This window comes from Salmonella sp. 741265073_HBA, from assembly GCF_046569105.1.
Taxonomy (GTDB): Bacteria; Pseudomonadota; Gammaproteobacteria; order Enterobacterales; family Enterobacteriaceae; genus Salmonella; species Salmonella enterica.
This window is the reverse complement of the sequence record NZ_JBKFRY010000010.1, coordinates 35,139-57,068: the sequence shown is the minus strand read 5'-3', so window position 1 is coordinate 57,068 and position 21,930 is coordinate 35,139. Positions and strand designations below refer to the sequence as shown.

At 51.8% G+C, this 21,930-nt stretch carries 22 protein-coding genes; 6 read left to right on the top strand and 16 right to left on the bottom strand.

The features are described from left to right. Positions 1-65: 65 nt before the first annotated feature. Complete coding sequence (locus ACLD3P_RS14480; RefSeq protein WP_001521985.1) at positions 66-530, bottom strand: hypothetical protein; 465 nt, start codon at positions 528-530, stop codon at positions 66-68. Positions 531-540: 10 nt separating this feature from the next. Continuing rightward, positions 541-1,398, bottom strand: a complete 858-nt coding sequence (locus ACLD3P_RS14475) for a transcriptional regulator (protein WP_131046724.1) — start codon at positions 1,396-1,398, stop codon at positions 541-543. A 784-nt stretch (positions 1,399-2,182) separates the two neighbouring features. Here ACLD3P_RS14475 and ACLD3P_RS14470 point away from each other — a divergent pair. Next, the gene (locus ACLD3P_RS14470) at positions 2,183-2,863 is read left to right on the top strand and encodes an isochorismatase family protein (protein ID WP_000106461.1); all 681 of its coding nucleotides are present in this window, start codon (positions 2,183-2,185) and stop codon (positions 2,861-2,863) included. A gap of 227 nt (positions 2,864-3,090) precedes the next feature. On the opposite strand, the gene cigR is transcribed toward ACLD3P_RS14470, so the two are convergent. The 5 genes from cigR to ACLD3P_RS14445 form a co-directional block, all read right to left on the bottom strand. Further along, positions 3,091-3,570 carry an anti-virulence regulatory inner membrane protein CigR gene (gene cigR / locus ACLD3P_RS14465; protein WP_115285537.1) on the bottom strand — a complete coding sequence of 160 codons (480 nt, stop codon included), beginning with the start codon at positions 3,568-3,570 and terminating at the stop codon, positions 3,091-3,093. 101 nt (positions 3,571-3,671) lie between these two features. After that, positions 3,672-3,758, bottom strand: coding sequence for a magnesium transporter protection protein MgtU (mgtU, locus tag ACLD3P_RS14460; protein WP_253777138.1), 87 nt, complete (start codon positions 3,756-3,758; stop codon positions 3,672-3,674). Positions 3,759-3,770: 12 nt separating this feature from the next. Next, complete coding sequence (gene mgtR / locus ACLD3P_RS14455; RefSeq protein ID WP_001082117.1) at positions 3,771-3,863, bottom strand: protein MgtR; 93 nt, start codon at positions 3,861-3,863, stop codon at positions 3,771-3,773. Positions 3,864-3,884: 21 nt separating this feature from the next. Beyond that, positions 3,885-6,611 carry a magnesium-translocating P-type ATPase gene (mgtA, locus tag ACLD3P_RS14450; protein WP_131046723.1) on the bottom strand — a complete coding sequence of 909 codons (2,727 nt, stop codon included), beginning with the start codon at positions 6,609-6,611 and terminating at the stop codon, positions 3,885-3,887. Positions 6,612-6,830: 219 nt separating this feature from the next. Continuing rightward, positions 6,831-7,526: an MgtC family protein gene (locus ACLD3P_RS14445; protein WP_000392699.1), complete on the bottom strand. Its 696-nt coding sequence runs from the start codon at positions 7,524-7,526 to the stop codon at positions 6,831-6,833. A gap of 506 nt (positions 7,527-8,032) precedes the next feature. Between ACLD3P_RS14445 and ACLD3P_RS14440 the strand changes: the two genes are divergently transcribed. Next, positions 8,033-8,935 (top strand): EamA family transporter, encoded by a 903-nt coding sequence (locus ACLD3P_RS14440; protein ID WP_131046722.1) that lies wholly within the window; start codon positions 8,033-8,035, stop codon positions 8,933-8,935. 42 nt (positions 8,936-8,977) lie between these two features. Here the strand turns inward: ACLD3P_RS14440 and ACLD3P_RS14435 are convergent, their stop codons facing one another. The 8 genes from ACLD3P_RS14435 to dagR all read right to left on the bottom strand — a co-directional run bounded on the left by ACLD3P_RS14435 (position 8,978) and on the right by dagR (position 17,676). Further along, complete coding sequence (locus ACLD3P_RS14435; RefSeq protein WP_000749536.1) at positions 8,978-9,907, bottom strand: Rpn family recombination-promoting nuclease/putative transposase; 930 nt, start codon at positions 9,905-9,907, stop codon at positions 8,978-8,980. Positions 9,908-10,142: 235 nt separating this feature from the next. Continuing rightward, the gene (gene dagF, locus ACLD3P_RS14430; RefSeq protein WP_001631336.1) at positions 10,143-10,886 is read right to left on the bottom strand and encodes a 2-dehydro-3-deoxy-phosphogluconate aldolase; all 744 of its coding nucleotides are present in this window, start codon (positions 10,884-10,886) and stop codon (positions 10,143-10,145) included. Further along, complete coding sequence (gene dgaE / locus ACLD3P_RS14425; RefSeq protein ID WP_131046721.1) at positions 10,873-11,982, bottom strand: D-glucosaminate-6-phosphate ammonia lyase; 1,110 nt, start codon at positions 11,980-11,982, stop codon at positions 10,873-10,875. Before dgaE ends, dagF begins: the two co-directional genes overlap by 14 nt. A 3-nt stretch (positions 11,983-11,985) precedes the next feature. Further along, positions 11,986-12,846 (bottom strand): PTS system mannose/fructose/sorbose family transporter subunit IID, encoded by an 861-nt coding sequence (locus ACLD3P_RS14420; protein ID WP_001526325.1) that lies wholly within the window; start codon positions 12,844-12,846, stop codon positions 11,986-11,988. Continuing rightward, a complete protein-coding gene (locus ACLD3P_RS14415; protein WP_000380259.1) occupies positions 12,843-13,592 on the bottom strand; it encodes a PTS mannose/fructose/sorbose/N-acetylgalactosamine transporter subunit IIC in 750 nt (249 codons plus the stop codon). Before ACLD3P_RS14415 ends, ACLD3P_RS14420 begins: the two co-directional genes overlap by 4 nt. 145 nt (positions 13,593-13,737) lie before the next feature. Next, complete coding sequence (locus tag ACLD3P_RS14410) at positions 13,738-14,223, bottom strand: PTS system mannose/fructose/N-acetylgalactosamine-transporter subunit IIB (protein WP_001284295.1); 486 nt, start codon at positions 14,221-14,223, stop codon at positions 13,738-13,740. A 10-nt stretch (positions 14,224-14,233) separates the two neighbouring features. Then, positions 14,234-14,659: a PTS sugar transporter subunit IIA gene (locus tag ACLD3P_RS14405; RefSeq protein ID WP_000214106.1), complete on the bottom strand. Its 426-nt coding sequence runs from the start codon at positions 14,657-14,659 to the stop codon at positions 14,234-14,236. Between the two features lie 218 nt (positions 14,660-14,877). Continuing rightward, positions 14,878-17,676: a transcriptional regulator DagR gene (dagR, locus tag ACLD3P_RS14400; RefSeq protein WP_069721088.1), complete on the bottom strand. Its 2,799-nt coding sequence runs from the start codon at positions 17,674-17,676 to the stop codon at positions 14,878-14,880. Between the two features lie 196 nt (positions 17,677-17,872). On the opposite strand from dagR, the gene ACLD3P_RS14395 reads away from it, so the two are divergent. Then, complete coding sequence (locus tag ACLD3P_RS14395; RefSeq protein ID WP_076166800.1) at positions 17,873-18,166, top strand: YicS family protein; 294 nt, start codon at positions 17,873-17,875, stop codon at positions 18,164-18,166. Positions 18,167-18,271: 105 nt separating this feature from the next. Beyond that, positions 18,272-19,654 (top strand): glycoside hydrolase family 1 protein, encoded by a 1,383-nt coding sequence (locus tag ACLD3P_RS14390; RefSeq protein ID WP_411006477.1) that lies wholly within the window; start codon positions 18,272-18,274, stop codon positions 19,652-19,654. A gap of 59 nt (positions 19,655-19,713) precedes the next feature. Here ACLD3P_RS14390 and nepI read toward each other — a convergent pair whose 3' ends face one another. Then, positions 19,714-20,907: a purine ribonucleoside efflux pump NepI gene (gene nepI / locus ACLD3P_RS14385; protein WP_061377038.1), complete on the bottom strand. Its 1,194-nt coding sequence runs from the start codon at positions 20,905-20,907 to the stop codon at positions 19,714-19,716. Between the two features lie 215 nt (positions 20,908-21,122). Here nepI and ACLD3P_RS14380 point away from each other — a divergent pair, with 215 nt between their 5' ends. Together ACLD3P_RS14380 and ACLD3P_RS14375 are read left to right on the top strand one after the other, a co-directional pair. After that, a complete protein-coding gene (locus ACLD3P_RS14380) occupies positions 21,123-21,482 on the top strand; it encodes a type II toxin-antitoxin system RelE/ParE family toxin (protein ID WP_001217953.1) in 360 nt (119 codons plus the stop codon). Beyond that, positions 21,466-21,789: a helix-turn-helix domain-containing protein gene (locus ACLD3P_RS14375; RefSeq protein WP_001274842.1), complete on the top strand. Its 324-nt coding sequence runs from the start codon at positions 21,466-21,468 to the stop codon at positions 21,787-21,789. Before ACLD3P_RS14380 ends, ACLD3P_RS14375 begins: the two co-directional genes overlap by 17 nt. Positions 21,790-21,930 lie beyond the last annotated feature (141 nt).

Below are 21,930 nucleotides of genomic sequence, written 5' to 3'. Positions count from 1 at the left end.
AGCGGCTTTTACCCGGAAGCGCTTTCATTTGGCTGATATGTTTCATGAACGGCTTCCAAAACCGCTTAATGTGTACAGAAAAATATCGGGCGTTTCCCGATGGTGAACATAAAGCCACGATGGCCCTGAGTCAGGATGGTGTAACTGATACTTTTCCCTGGATAGACATAAAAATCGGGTAAAACCGTCTCGATAACCGCATCGGACAGTGTTTCGTCACGCGTGACTTTGTTGATATCCGTCGATATAAAATGGGTGCTGTCTTTATTTTCACTCCATACATAGGAAACATCACGGCGGATCACGCCGCTCATTTTATTATCGACGTAATACGTTCCGCTGATGGAAACCACCCCAGTACGTTTTTTCAGCGAATACATAAAATCCAGCGTCAGGTTAGCCTGAGTGTTGTTATAAAACACAATCACAGGCGCCGTACATTTCTCTGGATCCCGGTTCTTTTCCGTATACAAATGAAAAAGATGTCCAAGCCCTACTCCCAGAAACAGTAACGTCAGGCAGGCTAACATCAGTGCCTTTTTACCCATGTGTCACCCCGCGGAAAAAAAGCGTCACGCAGCCTGTATCACCGCGCGTTTTATAAGGTTGCTGACAAATCAATGCCGTAACCGCTGGGGTGCGACTGCTGGAAGGAAAATAGACCCATGGGTATTTCTGACAATCCATACCGGTTTTTAGAATCATTGACTTATAGCCTGCAAAGCGGCTACCGCTTTCGATATCTTCATTCCGCGAGAAAAAATGACAACCCTGGGTTGTTTCAACCAGCGTGTAGCGATCATAAAAATCCTTATCAGGAACGGTTTGCCAGCTTATAGTGCCAAGCAAAATACCGACAGCAAATGTCCCGGTCATCCAAAGTACAGGTACATAATGTTTAAACCAACGCTCTGACATACGCGGCGGCGTCTCACCCTTTTTTTCTATTGTCTGAGCGAAGTCTTTGCGGATGGTCATGAGGCTCACACCAGGCTCAATCTGAAAGCCTCTACGCGGAACCGTAATTATCAGCGTATCTTCATTTTCGCCAACGGTACGTAATCCGCGGCGAATAATGGAGATATTCTGATAAAGCGTATTTGCCGACACCACCATGCCGTCTTCTTCCCACACTTTTTGAAAGAATGTTTGTTGTGAGACGACGGAGGGGGCGTTTTCCAGCAGAAGGCGCAAGCAGCGGCTGGCAGGCGTTGTCAGAATAATGTTGAGATCTGGCCTCGATAATGACGCCAGGCGATTCATTTCTGGATTAAATTCAATATTATCGTTAATTATCCATAACATCGCATTGTTACCATGCCAAAACATAACGTAGTTGGAGAGGGTTAATAGACACCACTGAGTATAGTCTGATGCTGTGGCTGCGTAGCAGGACATGGATTGTCCCCTGCACATACCGATCATATAGAAGAGCGAGAGGCATAAGACATTAACAGGTAAGCGTAGACACCGCTTTTCTCATTATAGCAGACTCAGGGGTGAAAGTACGTTTGGTTTTCTTGTTCGTTAAGTCTCCTGTTTTGTATTGAGGTGAGAATATCACCTTTAATAAAGTAGCCAAATTTACTGTGCCACTACGCTTTAATATCTCATATATAAATCATGAGAAAAACATATCCTGATAATCTACCCCAAATAAAAGACAGGGTTTTATTCAACGTGTTCCTATAATGGCTTGTAATATCCAAAAAAGCAGCACTCGTTATGTAGGGATAGTTTTCAATTTATTAAGAGTTACAGTAGCCATACTTAATAGCATCACGCTTCCCACTTAATATTTAAGCTACGCTTTATGTTATTTAAATATAAATAAGTTAACTCTTAATTGAACTATTTCAAACTTATACTAAACAAGTTTAAAACTATCTATCAGAAACAATTTGTAGGGATATTGCCTGTTTTTTCAATCAATAATCCTCTCTGACATGTAAAATAGAAACATTTATTCATAATATGAATATTGTTGTGATAACAGATTCGCGTGAAAGTAAATCGACTGAAGGTGATGCCGATGAATATTCCTTCAGAAAGAACTCAACAGGGTAATCCAGGATCGGCAACGGATTACTGTCATCAGCTTAAAAACGGAAATCGCCCCGGCGATTAATGACTTTAACACTGATAGTGATTATCAGTGAAAGGCAACAACAAGGAATGAATTATGTCTACACCCGCGAATTTTAACGGTCAACGCCCTGCCATTGATGCTAACGACGCAGTAATGCTGCTGATTGACCACCAAAGTGGCCTGTTTCAGACCGTCGGCGACATGCCGATGCCGGAATTACGCGCGCGCGCCGCGGCGCTGGCTAAGATCGCTACCTTATGCAATATGCCGGTCATTACTACCGCATCCGTACCACAGGGACCGAATGGTCCGCTGATTCCGGAAATCCATGCGAATGCGCCACACGCGCAATATGTCGCGCGTAAAGGGGAAATTAATGCCTGGGATAATGCCGATTTTGTACAAGCGGTAAAAGCGACAGGCCGTAAAACGCTGATCATCGCCGGTACTATTACCAGTGTCTGCATGGCTTTTCCAGCCATCAGCGCCGTCGCGGAAGGTTACAAGGTATTTGCGGTAATTGATGCCTCCGGTACGTACAGTAAAATGGCGCAGGAAATTACGATGGCCCGCGTGGTGCAGGCGGGCGTAGTACCAATGGATACCGCGGCGGTAGCCTCTGAGCTGCAACGTACCTGGAATAGGGAAGATGCCGCAGAATGGGCGGATGTATATACCAAAATATTCCCGGCCTATCAGCTACTGATTGAAAGTTATACCAAAGCGCAGGAAGTAGTAAAAAATAATGAACTGCTGGATTCTCAACGCGCATAAATAACGCCCTGAAGCGGCTAAATAGCCCCATTTAATGGGGCTATTTTACTTGCCATTTGGTCCTGGGCAGTGCTCGCCAAAACGCGTTAGCGTTTTGAACGCCGCTTGCGGCGGCCCGAAGGGCGAGCGTAGCGAGTCAAACCTCACGTACTACGTGTACGCTCCGGTTTTTGCGCGCTGTCCGTGTCCAAACTGGCTGCGCCAATAACGCCTGGTGGGATAGGCTCTTAATCAAATACGCCATTAATAATCGCCGTGACCACCGCGGTACTGAGCGCGATCAGCACCAGATTATCCCCAATGATTTTCCACTCATAGCCCGGATAATAAGGTAATTGTCCCAGCATAGACGCCGGCACCGTTTTTTTAGCGATTCCCGGCGGCAGCGGTTTTCCTCTCGCCAGATTTTTCGCAATCCCCGGAGGTAAAGACTGATAACCCGTCAGCCCTAAATTCACTGCCAGTTGCCTGGCGACAGCATAGCTAATGTCCGACTCGACGTGATCCGGTTTACCGCCATTTTTACGGTGTTCCGTTTTTTGCCCGGCATTTCCTTTATGTCCGTTACCGTTATTACCCTGATTAGCCGCGTTATTACCATGTCCGCCGCCATTGCCATTTCCCGGATTCGCCAGCACAGGCGTAGCGCTCAGGGAAAACATAATCAACGTCGCCAGGACGGCGGTTAAACCACGACGATTATTCATGATATTGCCCTTCTGATGTGGGATACCATGAAAATAGCGCCCCGCCATAAAAAGAACAACTGCATCGATTCTTATTTTAAGCGGGGCTCGCCAACAGCAGCTTATCGTATCCAGATAGTCAGTAAAATCAGGATGATTGCTATCAGGACAACCTGATAAAAGATTTCGTCCAACCCTCTTTTTTGCATGGCGTCACCTCGTTAGAAAACGATTTGCCAGAGGGCTAAACACAACACCAACAGGCTAATCAGTAAAAATATCAGCGCGATGATTTTATCGGGTGAGCGATTCATCTGGGCGATCCTCAAACATCATTAAAACCACTGGCCAAAGCGTTTGATATAAAAGCGCTTCATGCCTTGCGCCACCAGACAGTAGCTCAATAGTGTCGCCACCAACCACGGGAAGTATCTCAGCGGCAGCGGCTCCAGTCCAACCATCGCACCCAAAGGTGAGAATGGAATATAAATGCCTATCGCCATAATCAAGCCGGTCGTCAATAATACCGGCAACGTCGCCCGACTTTGGATAAACGGTATTTTCTGCGTCCTTAGCATATGCACGACCAGTGTCTGCGAGAGCAGACCCTCAATAAACCAGCCGGACTGAAAGAGCGCCTGCGCCTCTACGTTATTAGCCGCAAAGACGTACCACATCAACGCAAAGGTTGTGATATCGAAAATAGAAGACGTTGGGCCAATCCATAGCATAAAACGACCAATATTTTTCGCGTCCCATTTCCGCGGCTTACGCAGGAACTCTTTATCCATTTTGTCCCACGGCAACGACAACTGCGAAATATCGTACATCAAATTCTGGATCAACAGATGAATCGCCAGCATCGGCAGAAATGGAATAAACGCGCTGGCTACCAGTACCGAAAAAACATTGCCGAAATTAGAGCTGGCGGTCATATTCAGGTATTTAATGATATTACCAAAGGTTTCCCGCCCTTTGATGACGCCTTCCTCAAGCACCATGAGATCTTTTTCCAGCAGAATAATATCTGATGACTCTTTAGCAATATCGGCGGCGCTATCGACGGAAATCCCCACATCCGCATCACGAAGCGCGGGCGCGTCGTTGATCCCATCCCCAAGAAAACCAACGGTATGACCATTTCTCTGTAGCGCTTGCAAAATACGCGTTTTTTGTAACGGCGTCAGCCGGGCGAATACTGCGCGTTTCTCCACCTCAGATGCCAGTTCGGCATCCGACATCGCCTCAACTTGGGTTCCGGTCAGGATATCGTGCGTATCAATACCCACTTCCAGACAGATACGCGCCGTCACGACCGGATTATCGCCGGTGAGGACTTTGACCGCCACGCCGTTATCCCGCAACGCGGCAATCGCTTTACCGGCGCTCTCTTTCGGCGGATCGAGAAAAGTGAGCATCCCTTCGATGGTAAGTTCGGTCTCATCCTCCACACTTAATGTCGGATTGTTCCCGGAGCCATCCAGCTTACGTGTCGCTATCAGCAATACACGGAATCCCTGCGCATTGTAATCTTCGGTTTTCGCCAGCAGCAGCTCGCGGCGTGTTTCCGTCAGCGCCACTACACGATCGCCTTCGCGAAGATGGGTGGCTACCATCATCATCTCTTCAACAGCGCCTTTGCAGATCAGGCATCTGTCTCCATGCTGCGTATCCTCCACCAGGACCGATACCCGGCGACGTACAAAGTCGAATGGCAGTTCATCGCGTTTAATGAAGCGCGCTTTTGTCGATGGTGCGATGCGGCCCTCGCCAAAACGCAGTATGGCGCGATCCATCACATTCCGTGCGCCGCTCTGGCTGCTACTATTCAGCCAGGCCAGCATCAATACCCGGCTGCTTTTTACAGCACTCACATCCAGATGATGCTCCAGAAAAATATTGTCCTGGGTTAAGGTGCCGGTTTTATCTGTACACAGCACATCCATCGCGCCGAAGTTTTGAATAGCGTTCAGGCGCTTGACGATCACTTTGCGCCGCGACATCGCAATCGCACCTTTTGCCAGGTTGGAACTGACAATCATGGGCAACATTTCCGGCGTCAACCCCACCGCAACCGCCAGCGCGAACAGCGAAGCCTCTACCCAGTCTCCCTTACTGAAACCATTAATCAGCAGGACAACTGGCACCATGATCAGCATAAAGCGTATCAACAGCCAACTCACGCTGTTGACTCCGCGATCGAAAGCCGTCTGGGTACGCGTACCCACAATGGATTTCGCCAGCGAGCCGAACCAGGTACGGCTTCCCGTCGCAACCACGACCGCTTGCGCTCTGCCGCTGGTTACATTGGTTCCCATCAGACAGATATTGCCCAAATCTAACAGGCTTTTATCTTTGTCAGGCAATTGCTCGCTGTCTTTACCTGCCACATCAGCCATAACATCGTATTTTTCTACGGGTAATGATTCACCACTAAGAATTGACTGACTGATAAAGAGATCGCGCGACGCCAGCAGTCGGACGTCGGCGGGCACCAGATCGCCTGCGGCCAGAAAAACCACATCGCCCGGCACCAGTTCTTCAATGGGAATCTCTTCCTGCACCGCGCCTATATTGCCCGGCCCACGACGCAACACCGTGGCGGTGGTGCGCACCATCTTTTTCAGCGCCTGGGCTGCTCTGTTAGTGCGAAACTCCTGCCAGAAACGCAATAACCCGCTCAAACTGACCATCGTCAGAATAATCAGCACGCCGGTGAGATCGGTCTCTTCGCCACGGCGTAACGGGAGCCAGTAATCCGTGATGAAACTGACCCCTGCCAGTGCCATCAGAACGTAAATAAACGGGTTATTGAATGCCTGCAGAAGCTGAACCAGCACCGGAGGAACTTGCTCATGCGCCACTTCATTGCGCCCATACACTTTCAACCGTTCGCTGGCCTCCTCCGTTGTGAGGCCCTGACGATGGCTGTTCAGCCGCGCCAGTGTCTCCTCCGGGCTATGAAAAGCTTCCGCTTCGATCGGAAATACTTTTTTATGCTGCTTATCATTTTCTGACGCCGGGCGATTGATTTTCCGGTTTTCAATGTTCATGTCAGTCATGATGAATCCCCAAAATTAAGGTGTAGTGTTTCCTGCATATCACGCCCAGGGAATAGTAAACTCACGATTTGAAGGTGAATGCCCCGGGAGAATTATCTATGCATAAAAAAGGTTATTGCTTACTCACTATTTTGAGTGGGTTTTATTTTATCGACTCGGGAATATCCATCATTCCCTCCTTATACGTCTGGCGTAATGTTGAAATTGAATAAAAAACTATTATTGACTATCAATGCTCCAGTGAATTGCGGTGATATTATCGTTATCACCTATTCTGGATATAATCAATTCTCGCGTTTTACGATAATCAGCATGACCCACGAGCTCGGCACGAATTTCTTTATAGCCCTGTTCCTGAGCGGGGACCGAACCTAACCCTTGTAAACAGATCGCGGCCTCTTTTACGATATTCAGTAACCACTGGCGAACCGCGCTCTCATCTTCTTTATTACAGGTTACTTTCAGGATATAACGTTTTTCTCCCTCGGCGGATACCGGGAGTTGATTTATACGCTGCGCCGCTTCACGCAATAAAATATTGGCACAAAGAATAATGATCGTCGCCGCCAGCGCATTTTTGAACTGCCCTAAGCCGCATAACACGCCGATGCCCGCCGAACACCATAGCGTTGCCGCAGTGTTCAGCCCGCGCACATTCATCCCTTCGCGCATGATGACGCCCGCCCCCAGAAAGCCAATACCAGAGACAATCTGCGCCGCAATTCTCCCGGGGCTGTCTGGCGATGTCGTCATGGAGCTCAGAATAAAAACGGCGGCGCCTGTCGCCACCAGCGCATTAGTGCGTAATCCCGCCATACGTTGACGCCATTGTCTTTCCGCGCCAATCAGCGCGCCCAACAGCATAGCAGCCAGTAAATTTAAAATATAAGGAAACATTAACATACGTTCCTCCATTTTTTCTGGAAGAATAAGTACGTGCTATATTTAGCACACGACAAATTTCTGCCCTGAGGCAATTAGCGTCGTGTTAACGGCGGAGGAAATAAAGCGTGTTTAAACATGAACATGACGATTACCTCGCGACAATGCGCGTGTTGTAACATTATTGGGATGACAATCGTCACAAGGGGAGATTGCTGCCCACCGGTTCGGCAAGCAGCGCAGGAATAGCGTGCGTTAACTTGCCAGATGATTTACGTAAAAGTGACTGTCCAACATATTACTCCTGCATGAATTTGCGCTTATTATAGTCAGTCAATATGTTCTGTAAAGTGCAAAGGCGGGGATAGTGACGATCTGTTTAAGTTTGTTTGATATTTTCCTATGTCAAAAAAATGACAATATTATGTCAATAACAGGCTCGCCTGAAATCATTAAACAATAAATTCCTGCTTAATGCCGACGATAGCTCTGTTATGATGCCTGCACGTAAAAAAATAAAACAACATGACGAGGAAAAAATGGGTTCCACCAGAAAAGGGACGCTAAACGTCCTGATTGCCGCCGTATTGTGGGGGAGTTCAGGCGTTTGCGCGCAGTACATCATGGAGCAAAGCCGTATGTCGTCACAGTTCCTGACGATGATACGTTTGTTATTCGCCGGGCTGATACTGGTGACCTTCTCCTTTATGCACGGCGATAAGATATTTTCGATTCTTAAAAACCGCAAAGATGCACTGAGCCTGCTGATTTTCTCCGTGGTGGGCGCGCTCACCGTTCAGCTAACCTTCCTGCTTACGATTGAAAAATCCAATGCCGCCACCGCGACAGTGCTGCAATTTTTATCGCCGACCATTATTGTGGCGTGGTTTGCATTAGCGCGAAGAACACGACCAGGCATTCTGGTCTTAACCGCCATTCTTACATCGCTTATCGGCACCTTTTTACTGGTGACTCACGGCAATCCAACATCGCTGTCGATCTCTTCAGGCGCGCTGTTCTGGGGTATCGCCTCCGCATTTGCCGCCGCCTTTTATACGACCTGGCCTTCCAGGCTAATCGCCCAATACGGCACGCTGCCAGTAGTCGGCTGGAGTATGTCCTTTGGCGGCCTTATTCTGCTGCCCTTCTACGCTAAAGAAGGAACGCACTTTGCGGTGAGCGGCAGCCTGATTCTGGCCTTTTTCTACCTGGTGGTGATCGGTACGTCGCTGACGTTCAGCCTGTATTTGAAAGGCGCGCAACTGATTGGTGGCCCCAAAGCCAGCATTTTAAGCTGCGCGGAACCGTTAAGCAGCGCCCTGCTGTCGCTACTGCTGTTGGGGATTAGTTTTACCTTGCCGGACTGGCTGGGCACGCTGCTCATTCTCTCGTCAGTGATTCTGATCTCCCTCGATTCCCGTCGACGCGCGCGGGCCGCTTAACGCCGTCGATAATCACGATTACCGGGCGGAAGAGGGAAAAGTTTAATGGCGCTTTGCCTTAATCTCTTCGTCAGAAAGCCCGGTAATCATCAGCACCATCTCTCGCTCGATCCCCTGTTCCAGCATCGTATGCGCAATACGCAAGGCTTCCTCCTGCTTACCTTGATGTATACCTTGTTGCACGCCTTCACGCTTACCTTTTCTGCGCCCCGATTCACGTATTCTGTCTACGATCGTCATTAATCTCTCCTTGTGTTGGGGAACACGACGCGCCACCTCGCGGATAAACTTGCCAAAACGAGGCGTGCTGCCATGCTGTATTAGCAAATAATTAAACAGCGCTTTTAGCTGACTGTCATTAGCGTTTCCCGTAATCAGAAGTACCGCTAAGCGCTCGACCAATCCCATCAGGTCGCGCTGACGTATATGCTTTTGTACCAGCTCCAACATCGCGATACGTCGATGCTGCATAATCTCGTTATCCGGCACCACCGTAATGTCTACCAGTGGAAATGCCGTCGCATAAAGCTGACGCGCCAGTGCAGGATCGTCAAACTCATCCAGCCAGCACAGCGAAAAGGGATACGGGCTTTTCGCGCCATGGTAAAACAGCATGGGAATCACCAGCGGTAACGTTTTATGGCCAGCATCCAGATGGCGCTGCATCGCGGCAGTCGCGTAACGCATTAACCGGAACGCCATATGCGCGTCCGGCGTACTCTGATGCTCTATAACGACATAGATATAACCGTCGCCTTCACACGTTTTTAGCGACCAAAGGACATCGGAATAAAACGCGCGTAAATTTTTCTCGATAAAACTGTCCGGCGCCAGTTTCAACGTCGTCAGATCGCAACGTATTCTTAGCGAATGGGGAAGATGAATATTGAGAAAATCCCGCGCGGTATCCGGATGGCGTAAAAACGTTTTGAATACCGCATCATGAGGCGTGGACGTGGGGCTTTTTTTCATGGCGATCCGTCACCTGAGGAATAAGATGACGCCACTGTACTCGCCAAAAATACAGACAGCATTCAGGAAAATTTAACCCTGCGAGGAGGCTCGAAAGGGAATCACTGACGGCTGCAATACGTACATTTTTGCCCGGCCTGCTACGCATTATCGCCCGGTAGCGTAACGCTAACCGGGCCTACAAATACACGTCATCTGTAGGCCAGGTGAACGCAGCGCTCTTCGGCGATAAATCTCACACCAGCGCTTTGACTATCTCCATCAACCGAATGACGTCTTCGGGGCGCGTATTGCCGGTTTGCGGATCGATAATCGAGCTGTAAACATGCGGCATGACGCGCGGCACGCCTGCCTCCAGGCAGGTTTGCAGGATAATACCGAAATTATCCAGTGAGATACCGCCGGTCGGCTCGATGAGCGTCATGCCGTGGCGGGCGGCGGCTGTCGCCAGCGCATAGAGTTCCGGTAACGACTTTTCGCCGCCCATCGGGAAAAACTTCGCCGCATGTGCGCCCATATCCTGCATCATGCGTACCGCCGCTTCACAGGAAACGCGGGCTGGCGTTCCCTGGCTGCTGCTGACGCCGGTAGAAATCAACACCTCGCCAGGCGTTCCCGTCGGGCTGACCAGGGCGTTAATATGTGTTTGCTCGCCGCCTGTCGCCGCCAGTGCGCCCGCTGCGAAGCCGCTGCCGGTAAAGGTCTGGTTGACGTGGGCCGGGTGAGTATGGGCGGCAATCATCGCCGCTTTGTAGTACTGCGCCGGGTCGCCTGCGCCCAGACCCACTGAGATAGACGGCACCTCCGCCATCCAGCGTTTCACCTCCGGCACGCCCTCTTCTACCGTAGCGAACTGCGCGGAAAGTACGCCAATGACCGCATGGCCTTCGGCGGCTTCATAGATAGCCTTCGCGTTGGCGATATCCTTTGCCAGCACGTTAATCGCTACCCGCTGACGATAAAAATTAATCTGCTGCATGTTCTACAATCTCCCTGAGTCGCGCCACAATCAATGCCATTTCCCCTTCGGCTACCGTGCGTGGATCGAGGCTAAAAACCCCCTGATGAAGCTGATATTTGCGGGCGTAAATCGCTATCTCGCCGCCGCGCAACTGCGCTTCGACGTCCTGCGCGTTCAGCCCCAATTCTGATGCGTTCACCCGCACACGAATACGCCAGATTGCACGCCCGGCCTCATCCTGTTCGATATCGGCATAAAGCCCATGGATGGCGGAAATCGCTTCCGCGACCGGCTGTAACTGTGCTGCGGTCACGGTCGTCTGGCCCTGGTGGTAATTCTCCAGCGCATACACCAGCCCAACCATGTTTTCCTTGCCGATTTTCATTGCCCTGGCAATCCCCTGGTGCTGCGCTTTGCAGGCGGCAATCCACGTTTTCTTACCAGTGATAAAGCCGGAGGTTGGCGCATTAAAGGCTTTCGCGCCGCTATAGATAACCATATCCGCGCCGCTCGCCACCCAGCCGCGCAAATCCTCTTCCGCCGCGGCATCGACAATCAACGGCAGGTGGTTGGCCTGCGCCACCTGTACAAAATCGTCAATGCTCAACATGCCTTTCTGTACGCAATGGTGTGATTTCACATACAGTAGCGCGGCGGTCTTTTCGTTAATGGCGCTTTCCAGTTGCCAGCGGGCCGCCAGATTGCTCGACCCCACTTCCACTATGCGCCCGCCGCCAAGACGAATGGCGCTGGTGACTGGCGCGCCGTAGTCCACATTATGCCCGCGCAGCATCACTACCTCATTGGCCATACCGCTACTGTCCGGCATCAGGGCGACGCGCGCCCGATCGCCGTGGGTGATAGCGGCAGCGACGGCAATGGCAATACCCGCCGAGGCGCACGAGGTGATATAGCTATCTTCAGCACCCGTATAGCGCGATACCAGTTCGCCGGTTTTTTCCACCAGCGCATCAATCTCGACGAAAGCGGAAGCCGCGCGCGCGGTGGCCTGCATGACCTCCGGCGCGACGCTTGAGACGCCCAGAATGGTCATTTTGCCGCAGGCGTTAATGACCTTTTTCAACCCCAGTTGTTGATAGATATTCGGCGTCATGATTTACAGCACTCCCAACAACGAACAGACTATGCTCAGTGCGACAATCGACAGCAAAATGGTGGTGTAGCGCGGCCCTTTTTTTACCAGATAGAAGTAGATGGCGAATACCGCCGCCAGTGGCAGTAAGCCCGGCGCGATAGAGTCGAGGATCTGCTGAACCACCACTTCAGATCCTTTCAAGGCGCTAATTTTTAACGGCGTGGTGATTTTGACGTAGCTGGCGGAAAGCGCGCCCATCATGATCAAACCCAGCACGTTGGCCCCGTAGATCAGTTCTTTGATTCGCCCCCCCTGCAGCAGGCCGATAATCGAATCACGCCCCAGCGTATATCCCTTGTGGACCATACCGTAGCTGATCGCCAGGGTGATCGCCGGGTAGAGAATCAGCGGGATAATACCGCCCATCGCGCTGCCATTTGCTGCGAACGGAATAAAGATCGCTATCAACAGCGGCATCACCGCCGCCCAGATAATCGAGTCGCCCATCCCGGCAAGCGGCCCCATCAGGCCCGTTTTAATGCCGGTGATAGACGAGTCGTTAATCGGCTCGCCGCGCGTTTTTTGTTCTTCCATTGCAATAGAGATGCCCTGAATCACCGCGCCGAAGGTCTGCTCGGAGTTAAAGAAGTTAAGGTGGCGTTTTAGCGCTTCTACCTGCTCCTCTTTTTGCGGGTAGAGTTTTTTGATGATCGGCGTCATCGAGGCGCAGAAAATCAGGCTTTGTAAGCGTTCATAGGAGCTGGAAACCTCGGCGCCCAGCCAGTAGATAAACCAGGCTTTGGTGATATCTGCTTTGGTCAGCGCCCCGCTTTCCCGCGCGCGCTCAACCAGTTCATGTTGCATTACGTCACTGCTCATCATGCTGCTCCTTCATTTTTCGCCAGGCCTTTAATCAGGAAGGCGACACAGGTGCCGAAGATGGCCATCGCCATGATGTCGACCTTGAGGTACAACACCGCGAAGAACCCGCCGATAAACCACGGCAGCAGGCTCTTTTTACCGATCACCATAATGGTGATGGCAAAGCCCAGCGCTGGCAGAATGCCGCCCATGATTTCAAAGGAGTGGGTTAACCAGTGCGGCATCAGTTTAAGGAAACTTTCCACCACATCCTGGCCAAAGTAGTTAGCGGCAAAGACCACCGGGAAGCGCAGTACCAACCCCAGCAATGCCGGGTAAAGAAAGGCGCAACGCATGATGCCCGCCATGTTTGCCGTTTCCGCGTGTTTATCCGCCATATGCACCCAGGCGGCGTTCAGCGTGCGCCTAAGCTGATCGAGAAACACGCCAATCACGCCAAACGGGATTGCCAGCGCGATCGCCAGGTTTGGGTCCATACCGGCCTTCACCGCGATAGGAATGGAGATACAGGCCGCCAGCGCCGGGTCCGACGGCACGTTGCCGCCCGGCGTTGAGGTCACGCCCAAATAAACGAGCTGCATCCCTGCGCCGATAATCATCGCGGTCTGCATATTGCCAAGCAAAAGCCCGACAAATACCGCGATCACCACCGGTTGTAACAGCATCGCGGAGAAGGTGTAGCCGAGGCGTAAACGGGCAAACCAGTAATACAACCCCATCAGGCTTGCAAAGAGTAAGGTATCCATAGTGTTATCCTATACACTTCATCCTTCAGGCTGCCTCTTTGTTGGCTGCCTTCGCTCACCCCAGTCACTTACTTTAGTAAGCTCCAGGGGATTCACTCAGTTGCCGCCTCGATGCATCCAGAATGATTTTGTGTCTATTAAAGGGTTAGAATTTTTTCAGGATATCGTCGAGCGGCTGCGGCTTATCTTCCGGAATGGTCTGGAAAAATACCTGAACGCCACGGTTTTTCAGGTCGTTAAGAATGCCGACGTCTTTTTCATCCAGCGTAATATTCTGAAAAACCGCTTTGCGGTTTGGCCCGCCGCCGAGACCGCCAACCTGAATGCGGGTGACGTCAAAGCCCAGTTGTATGGCGTCCTGCACCGCCGCCAGTGAGGGAAAAAGCACCAGCACGTTACCGTCGCCAAGCTGATTTTCTTTCCATGCGGCGGCAAAACTCTGGTTGCCGAAGCAATCCACTTTGATATTTGGCGGCGCGGCCATCAGGTAGATATTTTTCATAAACGGATCGGCATCCAGTTCATCACTCACAACGGCTATCCGGTTCGCCTGAGATTGTCCGACCCACTTCGTGACAACCTGCCCATGAATGAGACGGCTGTCGATGCGGCATAAAACGATATTGGCCATGATGTTTTCCTTAGAGTGATTGTTGTAGCTGACGTACATGGGCGACCACATCCAGGCAGCTACTGCGCCCGGCCTCAACTAACTCATCCACGCAGGCGGTTAGCATCCCTTGTTCGCGCCTGTCCAGCGCCTCCAGCAGTAGCGACGCATTCAGTCCGGCAATCACCGCCACCGGATAATCGGCGCTTAGTCGCGCCGCGACGTTGGACGTCGTGCCGCCGACAAAATCCGTCAGGATCAGCGAGCCTTCCGGCAGCGTTTTCACCACGGCCTCGACGCGTTGATAAAACTCGCCCAGCGTATCGACAGGCATTAGCGCGATTTCCGTCACGCCTTTAATTTCGCCCGTGACCATACGCAGGCTGTTGCAAAGCGGTTGTCCCCAGCCGCCATGCGTCAGCAGCAGGATGTGGGGCAACGGTTGTGTGGTAGTCAAAATGGCCTCCTGGCGCAATTACATGAGAACACCGGCATATATTGCCCGGTGGCACTGCGCTTACCGGGCCTACAGAACACTCCTGGTAGGCCGGATAAGGCGTTTACGCCGCTATCCGGCATAACGCATCATCAGAAGAGCAAAGGTTGTGCCAGAATTTGTGTCACGCGAGGAAGAAGAAAGGTCTGGCGAGGCGCGAAGCCCCGCCAGTAAAAGGATTAGCTATAGAGCAGTTCGTAGATATAAAAATATTCCGCATCCGATAAACGGATGGCGTAGGCGTCTTCGATGGGCAGAAAAGCGGATTTGATGACACTAAACGCGCGCGCGTCCAGATTCGGCTGACTTTCCAGCGCCATCTGTAACGGTTTACGGTTAATCACAATACGCTCTACCATACAGCAGCAGTGGATCAGGAAGCGCAGTGTCACCTGGCGGCTTGGTTTCAGGGAAAGCGAAGACGTCAGATGGTTAAAAACGCCCTCCATCTCTTTCAGAATACGCTGCGGGTTAAGCACGGAAATATGGTTGATGATGCTCTCCATCGTTAGCGCGCTGATAAAGCGCATGGCGCTGCGCTCCATCTCCAGACGGCGTTCAGCGTTGGACAGATCGGGCGTTAACAGGCTCAACACCAGTTCAGGCCCTTGTTCGGAGAAAAGCTCTTCCAGCGAAATAAACGGAATATCCGGCAGCCCCGGCTGGAAAGTGCCGACAATCCCCGCCAGCCGCTCGCTGGCATTCAATGCCTGCTGAACGCGCTCCAGACTTCGTACCTCGTTATAATCAAGGATCACCATCCTGGTGTCCTGCGACATCAGTTCGCCAAAGCTCTCCTCCAGCACCTTTTTGATTTTTTCCGCCGTTCCCATGCCGGTAATACAGGAGATGACCAGCACTTTGCCGCCGTTCTCCTGCTGCGGCGTACAAAGCTGGCAGGGGATATTTTTACTCTGCAGGAGCGCCGTCAACTGTGGTAAGTCGCTGGTTTCATAGCTTAAATCCAGCCCGACTTCCAGTAGACTGGTCAGCGTGATATTCGGCATGAGCAAAACATCTATCTGGAATAATTTACTGATCGTACTGCCGAAATGGATTAATGAACCGATGTCCACCAACAGGATAAGCCGCCGATATTGGCGGGTTTGAATCATTTGGGTCAGCGTTTCCAGCGTGTCATGCACCGACTGTTCAAACGGCATGTCGATGGCGCTGAACAGCTCGCGCTCCAGCACGCGGTTGACATATTGCGCCTGACTGGTGGCGGTGGTCGCGCCGTGGGCGATCAAAATGACCCCGCAGTCGGGGCTGGCATCGATGCGCTGACGATAATGGCGGCACTCTTTCAGGAACAGGCATAGCCAGACCACTTCCGTCGCCGGACACTGAATATGCAGCAGTTCGTTGATTTTCCGACACAGCAGCGCGGCGTTGTCATATTCGTCTTTGCAGCGATCCAGGATCAAACTGGAAGAGTAAAGCTGCGGGATCAGGCCACGCTGCACGTAGCCTATCAGCGCCAGGAAGTGTTTACGCAGTGGGTTAACCAGATTTTCCGGCAGCGAAAAGCCCAACACCTGCTCTACGCAGCCAATCAGCAGCGTCACGCGCTCTTCAATCTGGTCGCCATAGCGCGGCGGATGCGCCACGCTGTCGCGGCTGTAGAGACCGTATTCAAAAATCGAGCTGAGTTTATTTTTCAGGATCGCCAGCGTCTCCGCCGGGGGGACGTTACTGTTGCGCAAATTAACATATTCGCGCGTCAGGAAGCTGTAAAAGAGGTCGCTCTCTTCAATTTCCGCCCCGGTCGCCAGCGACGTCTTCAATGCGGGCAGCGTGCGCGCGTCTATATTTAGCCGCGCTTTACCGTCAAACAGAGTATCCACCAATAGACGCTGTTCCGGCGTCGGGTTAACCGACATCTCCGCCAGCCGTTTATCCAGCTGTAGCGTGTCGTTATGCTCGGTCATTCCCGATGCCCACGCCTGAGCGCAAAGAAACTGAATATCGCTTTTTAGCTGACCGATATTGCCTTCCAGGGGTTTATTCAGCAACCAGAGCAACAACGGTTTATCAATGCTGACCGTGCGTTCTATTTTGCGGCTTTCCCGCTGTAAGAACCCCACGATCAGTTCGATCTGTTCTTCAACGGAGCGCTGGCGAATGCCCGGCAAATCAATGCATACCTGAATACGCCGCTGGAAAGTACGTAACAGCGCCGACCCGACCGGCTCGGTAGTGGCGCAAATCAGGCGTACCGAAATTGATCGCGGCTGGCTGCTCACGCCGAGCGGACGGTACTCGCCTTTATCCAGAATAGAGAACAGCTTTTCCTGCCCTTCATAAGACAGACGGTGCACCTCGTCCAGCAGCAGATAACCACCGTCCGCCTGCTCCACGAGGCCTGTTTTATGTTCATTCGCGCCGGTAAATGCCCCCTGCCGATGACCAAACAGATGAGAGGAGAGCAGTTCCGGGTTATGGGCGTATTCCGCGCAGTTAAAGTAGACCAGCGGCGGGATAACGCCGCTCGCCTGTTCACAGGCGAAACGGTGCATCAGTTCCGCAAAAAAGGTTTTACCGACGCCGGACGGCCCGGTAAGCAGAACGTGTAAACCGTGCGGATAGAGCACCGCCGCACGGCCTTTTTCTACCGCATCGCGCAGGCTGCGATCGTAACCAATCAGGCTGGTAAACGGATCGTCGGGCGCGTAATGCTCTTCATGCGGCAGCACATCCGCCACCGACCGCACTTCGCGTTCAGACTCTTCCAGCTGTCGTCCCAGCAACGTTTCCAGCGCCTGACGATGCAGAAAATAGACCGGGCGGCCACGGCTTTTGATTGCCAGGCCGTCATTCCATAACTGATTGAGATCTTTGCTGACGGAGTTACGCGCCAGCCCAAGATTGAAACCTATCGCCTCCGCCGTAAACGCCGTCTCCTGCGCCAAATCGGCAAGACATAGCCCGCGCGTCAGCCGTTCCAGCTCTCCCAGTACGATCTCAATACGTCTCATTACACTACCGCTTACGAAATAAAAGAGTAGTCAGAACATACACTATTCTGCCACGCAAGAAAGTGAAGGCGCAGCGAGAAACCGCCTTCCCACTTTTGCCTGACTTCAACGCCAACGGATAGCACGCCACGATGAGTGAACGTCGCACGGTCTACACTTACTCTTGAAAAAGTGCAAACTGATAAGGATACCGTTTATGAAACGAAAAACGCTTCTGCTTATTGCCACACTTGTCACGCTACCGGGCGTCACGTATGCCGACTCTCCGTTTAGCTCACTCCAGTCGGCGCATGAAAAAAATACGATTTTAAAGGATTTGCGCAAAATGTGTACGCCCAAAGGCGCGCTAACCGATGAAGCCTGGGAGAAAAAAATCATGGCGAGCGAGGGGAACCAGCAGCATATTCGGGAGGCGATGATCGCGATAGAGCGCAACAATCAGCATAACTACTGGCAGGCTCTCGGCAAGGTGGAATGCCCGGAGATGTAGCACACCTTTTCCGTTTTTTGGTCGCGAAAATGCGGACTGTAACCGGTTTCTGTTCGCTAAAACCGCGTATTCTGGAGCGAATTTACGCGATCAAGGAGCACGACAATGCGATACCGTTTTCCCGATAACTTCTGGTGGGGCAGCGCCTGCTCAGCGTTGCAAACCGAAGGGGATAGTCTGAATGGCGGTAAAAGCCAGACCACGTGGGATGTGTGGTTCGAGCGCCAGCCTGATCGTTTTCACCAGGGCGTCGGCCCAGCGGAAACCTCAACGTTCTATCGCCACTGGAAGCAAGACATCGCGCTACTGAAACAGTTAAAACACAACAGTTTTCGCACCTCGCTAAGCTGGGCGCGGCTCATTCCAGACGGCGTAGGCGAGGTGAATCCACAAGCGGTGAGCTTCTACAATCACGTCATCGACGAGCTACTGGCGCAGGGCATCACGCCGTTTATTACGCTGTTCCATTTTGATATGCCGATGGTCATGCAGGAGAAAGGCGGCTGGGAAAATCGCGACGTCGTAGAGGCGTTTGGTCGGTACGCGCAAACGTGTTTTACCTTGTTTGGCGACCGCGTGAAGCACTGGTTTACCTTTAACGAGCCGATTGTGCCGGTGGAAGGCGGCTATTTGTACGACTTCCACTATCCCAATGTGGTGGATTTTAAACGTGCAGCCACCGTGGCGTACCATACCGTGCTGGCGCACTCGACCGCCGTGCGCGCCTGGCGCGCCGGGCGCTACGACGGTGAAATCGGCGTAGTGCTGAATCTGACGCCGTCCTACCCACGCTCGCAGCATCCCGCCGATGTGCAAGCCGCGCATCATGCGGATCTGTTATTCAACCGCAGTTTTCTTGACCCGGTATTAAAGGGAGAATACCCGGCGGACTTGGTGGCGCTGCTGAAAACCTATGACCAGTTGCCTGCCTGTCAGCCAGACGATCGTCAGCTTATTGCCGACGGCAAAATCGATTTACTGGGGATTAACTATTATCAGCCGCGCCGCGTGAAATGCCGTGATACGGCGGTGAATCCGCAAGCGCCGTTTATGCCGGAGTGGTTATTTGACTATTACGACATGCCGGGGCGCAAGATGAACCCTTACCGCGGCTGGGAAATTTACGCGCCAGGAATTTACGACATCATCACCAACCTGCGGAATAATTACGGCAATCCGCGCTGTTTTATCTCCGAAAACGGGATGGGCGTTGAGAACGAGCAGCGTTTTGTGCAAGCGGGACAGATTCACGATGATTACCGGATTGACTTTATCTCTGAGCATCTTAAATGGCTGCATAAAGGCATTAGCGAGGGCTGTCACTGTCTTGGCTACCACATGTGGACCTTTATCGATAACTGGTCATGGCTGAACGGCTATAAAAATCGCTATGGTTTTGTACAACTGGATTTAGCCACCCAAACGCGCACGGTGAAAAAAAGCGGAGAATGGTTTGCCGCCACCGCAGAGCATAACGGTTTTGATTAAGCGTTTATTATTGCCGGATAACGACTAACGTCGTATCCGGCCTACAAATGGCAGCAATATCAACTCATTGGCGTAATACGGACTTTCGCCGCCACGACTAACATCGTCAACAGCATCAGTCCGCCGGAAAGCGCCAGCGGCGAAAGCAGCCCGAAATTGTCGAGCGCATAACCGCCCACCGCCGCGCCACAGGTATTTGCCAGTTGAATCACCGCGACCTGGATGGAACCGGCTTTTTCCGCCTGATCGGCAAGGGAACGAGTGATCCACGTTGACCATCCCACCGGCACCAGCGCAAACGCCAGCCCCCAGATAATCGCTATGACCGCCGCCACGGTTTTGTCGCTTCCCCACACAATGAGCGTCAGCGCGCTCAGCGCCAGTAGCAGCGGCGCACCGGCCAGCGCCAGTTTTACCGAACGTTTCAGGACATAAGATGAGAAAGAAGTGCCAACGAAGCTGGCAATACCAAAACTGAGCAACACCAGCGTCAGACCATCAACGTCAAAGCCCGCCAGATTCATATAGACCGGGCGAATATAGGTAAAGAAAGCGAACTGCCCGGCAAAAGACATAAAGATGGCGATCATCCCGGCCATCACGCCAGGGCGTTGCAACAGGCTAAACATATTCTGTTTCTGGTGAGAAGGTTCGCCCGGCAGCGACGGCAGTGATTTCACCACCCAGATGACGCACAGTACGCCCATCACCGCAGCGGCGTTAAAGACATTACGCCAGCCAATAATACCGCCCAAAAAACTGCCCAGCGGCGCGGCGATCACTAACGCGATGGAAACCGCGCCAAAAATCACCGACAGCGCTTTCGGCACGGTACGCGCGGGAACCAGTCGCATGGTCAGCGACGCCGACATCGCCCAGAATCCGCCCAGCGCCAACCCAAGACAGGCGCGGCCCAGCAACAGCAGCGTAAAGCTGTTGGCAAAGGAGACCATCAGACAAGAAGCCGTCAGCAAAACGGCGAACAGAATAACGATATAACGCCTGTCGGTCGCCTGAATAATCTGGGTAATGAACAGGCTGGAAAACATCGCGACAAATGCCGTAACGGTGACCGACTGACCGGCGACGCCCTCGGAGATCCCCAGATCCTGCGCCATCGGCGTCAACAGACTAACGGGCAAAAACTCAACGGTAATCAGGCAGGCGACACAAAACGCCACGGCAAAAACGGCTGACCAATTAGGCCTGGCAACTCCATCAGCGCGGAATTTTTCTGCGATATTTTCATTCATTGTGGTTACCTGCGTCGTTTTAGTGCGGAAAATCCACGCAGTGTAACATTACAAAATGTGATCTGATTAACATTTTAGCAACTGACATTGTTGCGCTGCATTTTGCGAGGCTGGTCGAGCGTTGAGAATTATCTTCTCTCGCTGCGTGCAAAACCAAAAGGTAAGACATAGTGTATCACCTGGTGCTATACTTTAGATTACAGGATGTCAACCTGATGCGAATCTTCAAAACCAGGTGGTTTAACAGAGAAGCGAAGTCCCACACGATAAAAGACGACGAGTTAAGCGAGGCCATCAACGCCGTACTGCAAGGAAAAGCAGATAATCTCGGCGGCGGAGTTTATAAAAAACGTCTCAATCAAAACCGCGATCGCGCAATTGTGTTGGCAAAGGGAGGCGAACATTGGTTTTACACCTTCCTGTATGCCAAACAGGATATGGCCAACATTAGCTATCGCGAACTCGCGGGTTTCCGTGAGTTAGCAAAACACTATGCTTGCCTGACCGAAGATCAGATAACGGCACTCATTAATAACAAAGAACTGGTAGAGGTGCGCCATGTCAGCAAAAACTAAATTCAAAAGCCCTGCCTTTGAAGCGATTCATAGCGCGGCATCTGGATTATTTAGCGTGGATGCCATTCCCCAAGAGACAATGCGCAGTTTTGACACGGCCTGCTTAAGCAGCATCAAAGACCTGCAGCCACTTGAAATAAAAGCGTTACGAGAAGAACTCAACGTTAGCCAGTCGGTTTTCGCTCGGTACCTGAATACCAGCGTATCAACGGTTCAAAAGTGGGAAAGCGGCGCCAAGCGTCCCAGCGGGATGTCACTGAAACTACTTAATGTTGTCCAAAAACACGGGCTAAAGGTGCTGGTATGAGGGTTTTACCGATGGTCTGTTAAGACTAAGTCGGATGTCTGGGGTTGGGCAAAGTTAAAATGTCCGCTAAGCGCCAACAACAGACGCTGCTCACTTTATCAATCATCGGGAAAGATTAATGAGTACTATAAGTTGTTAATC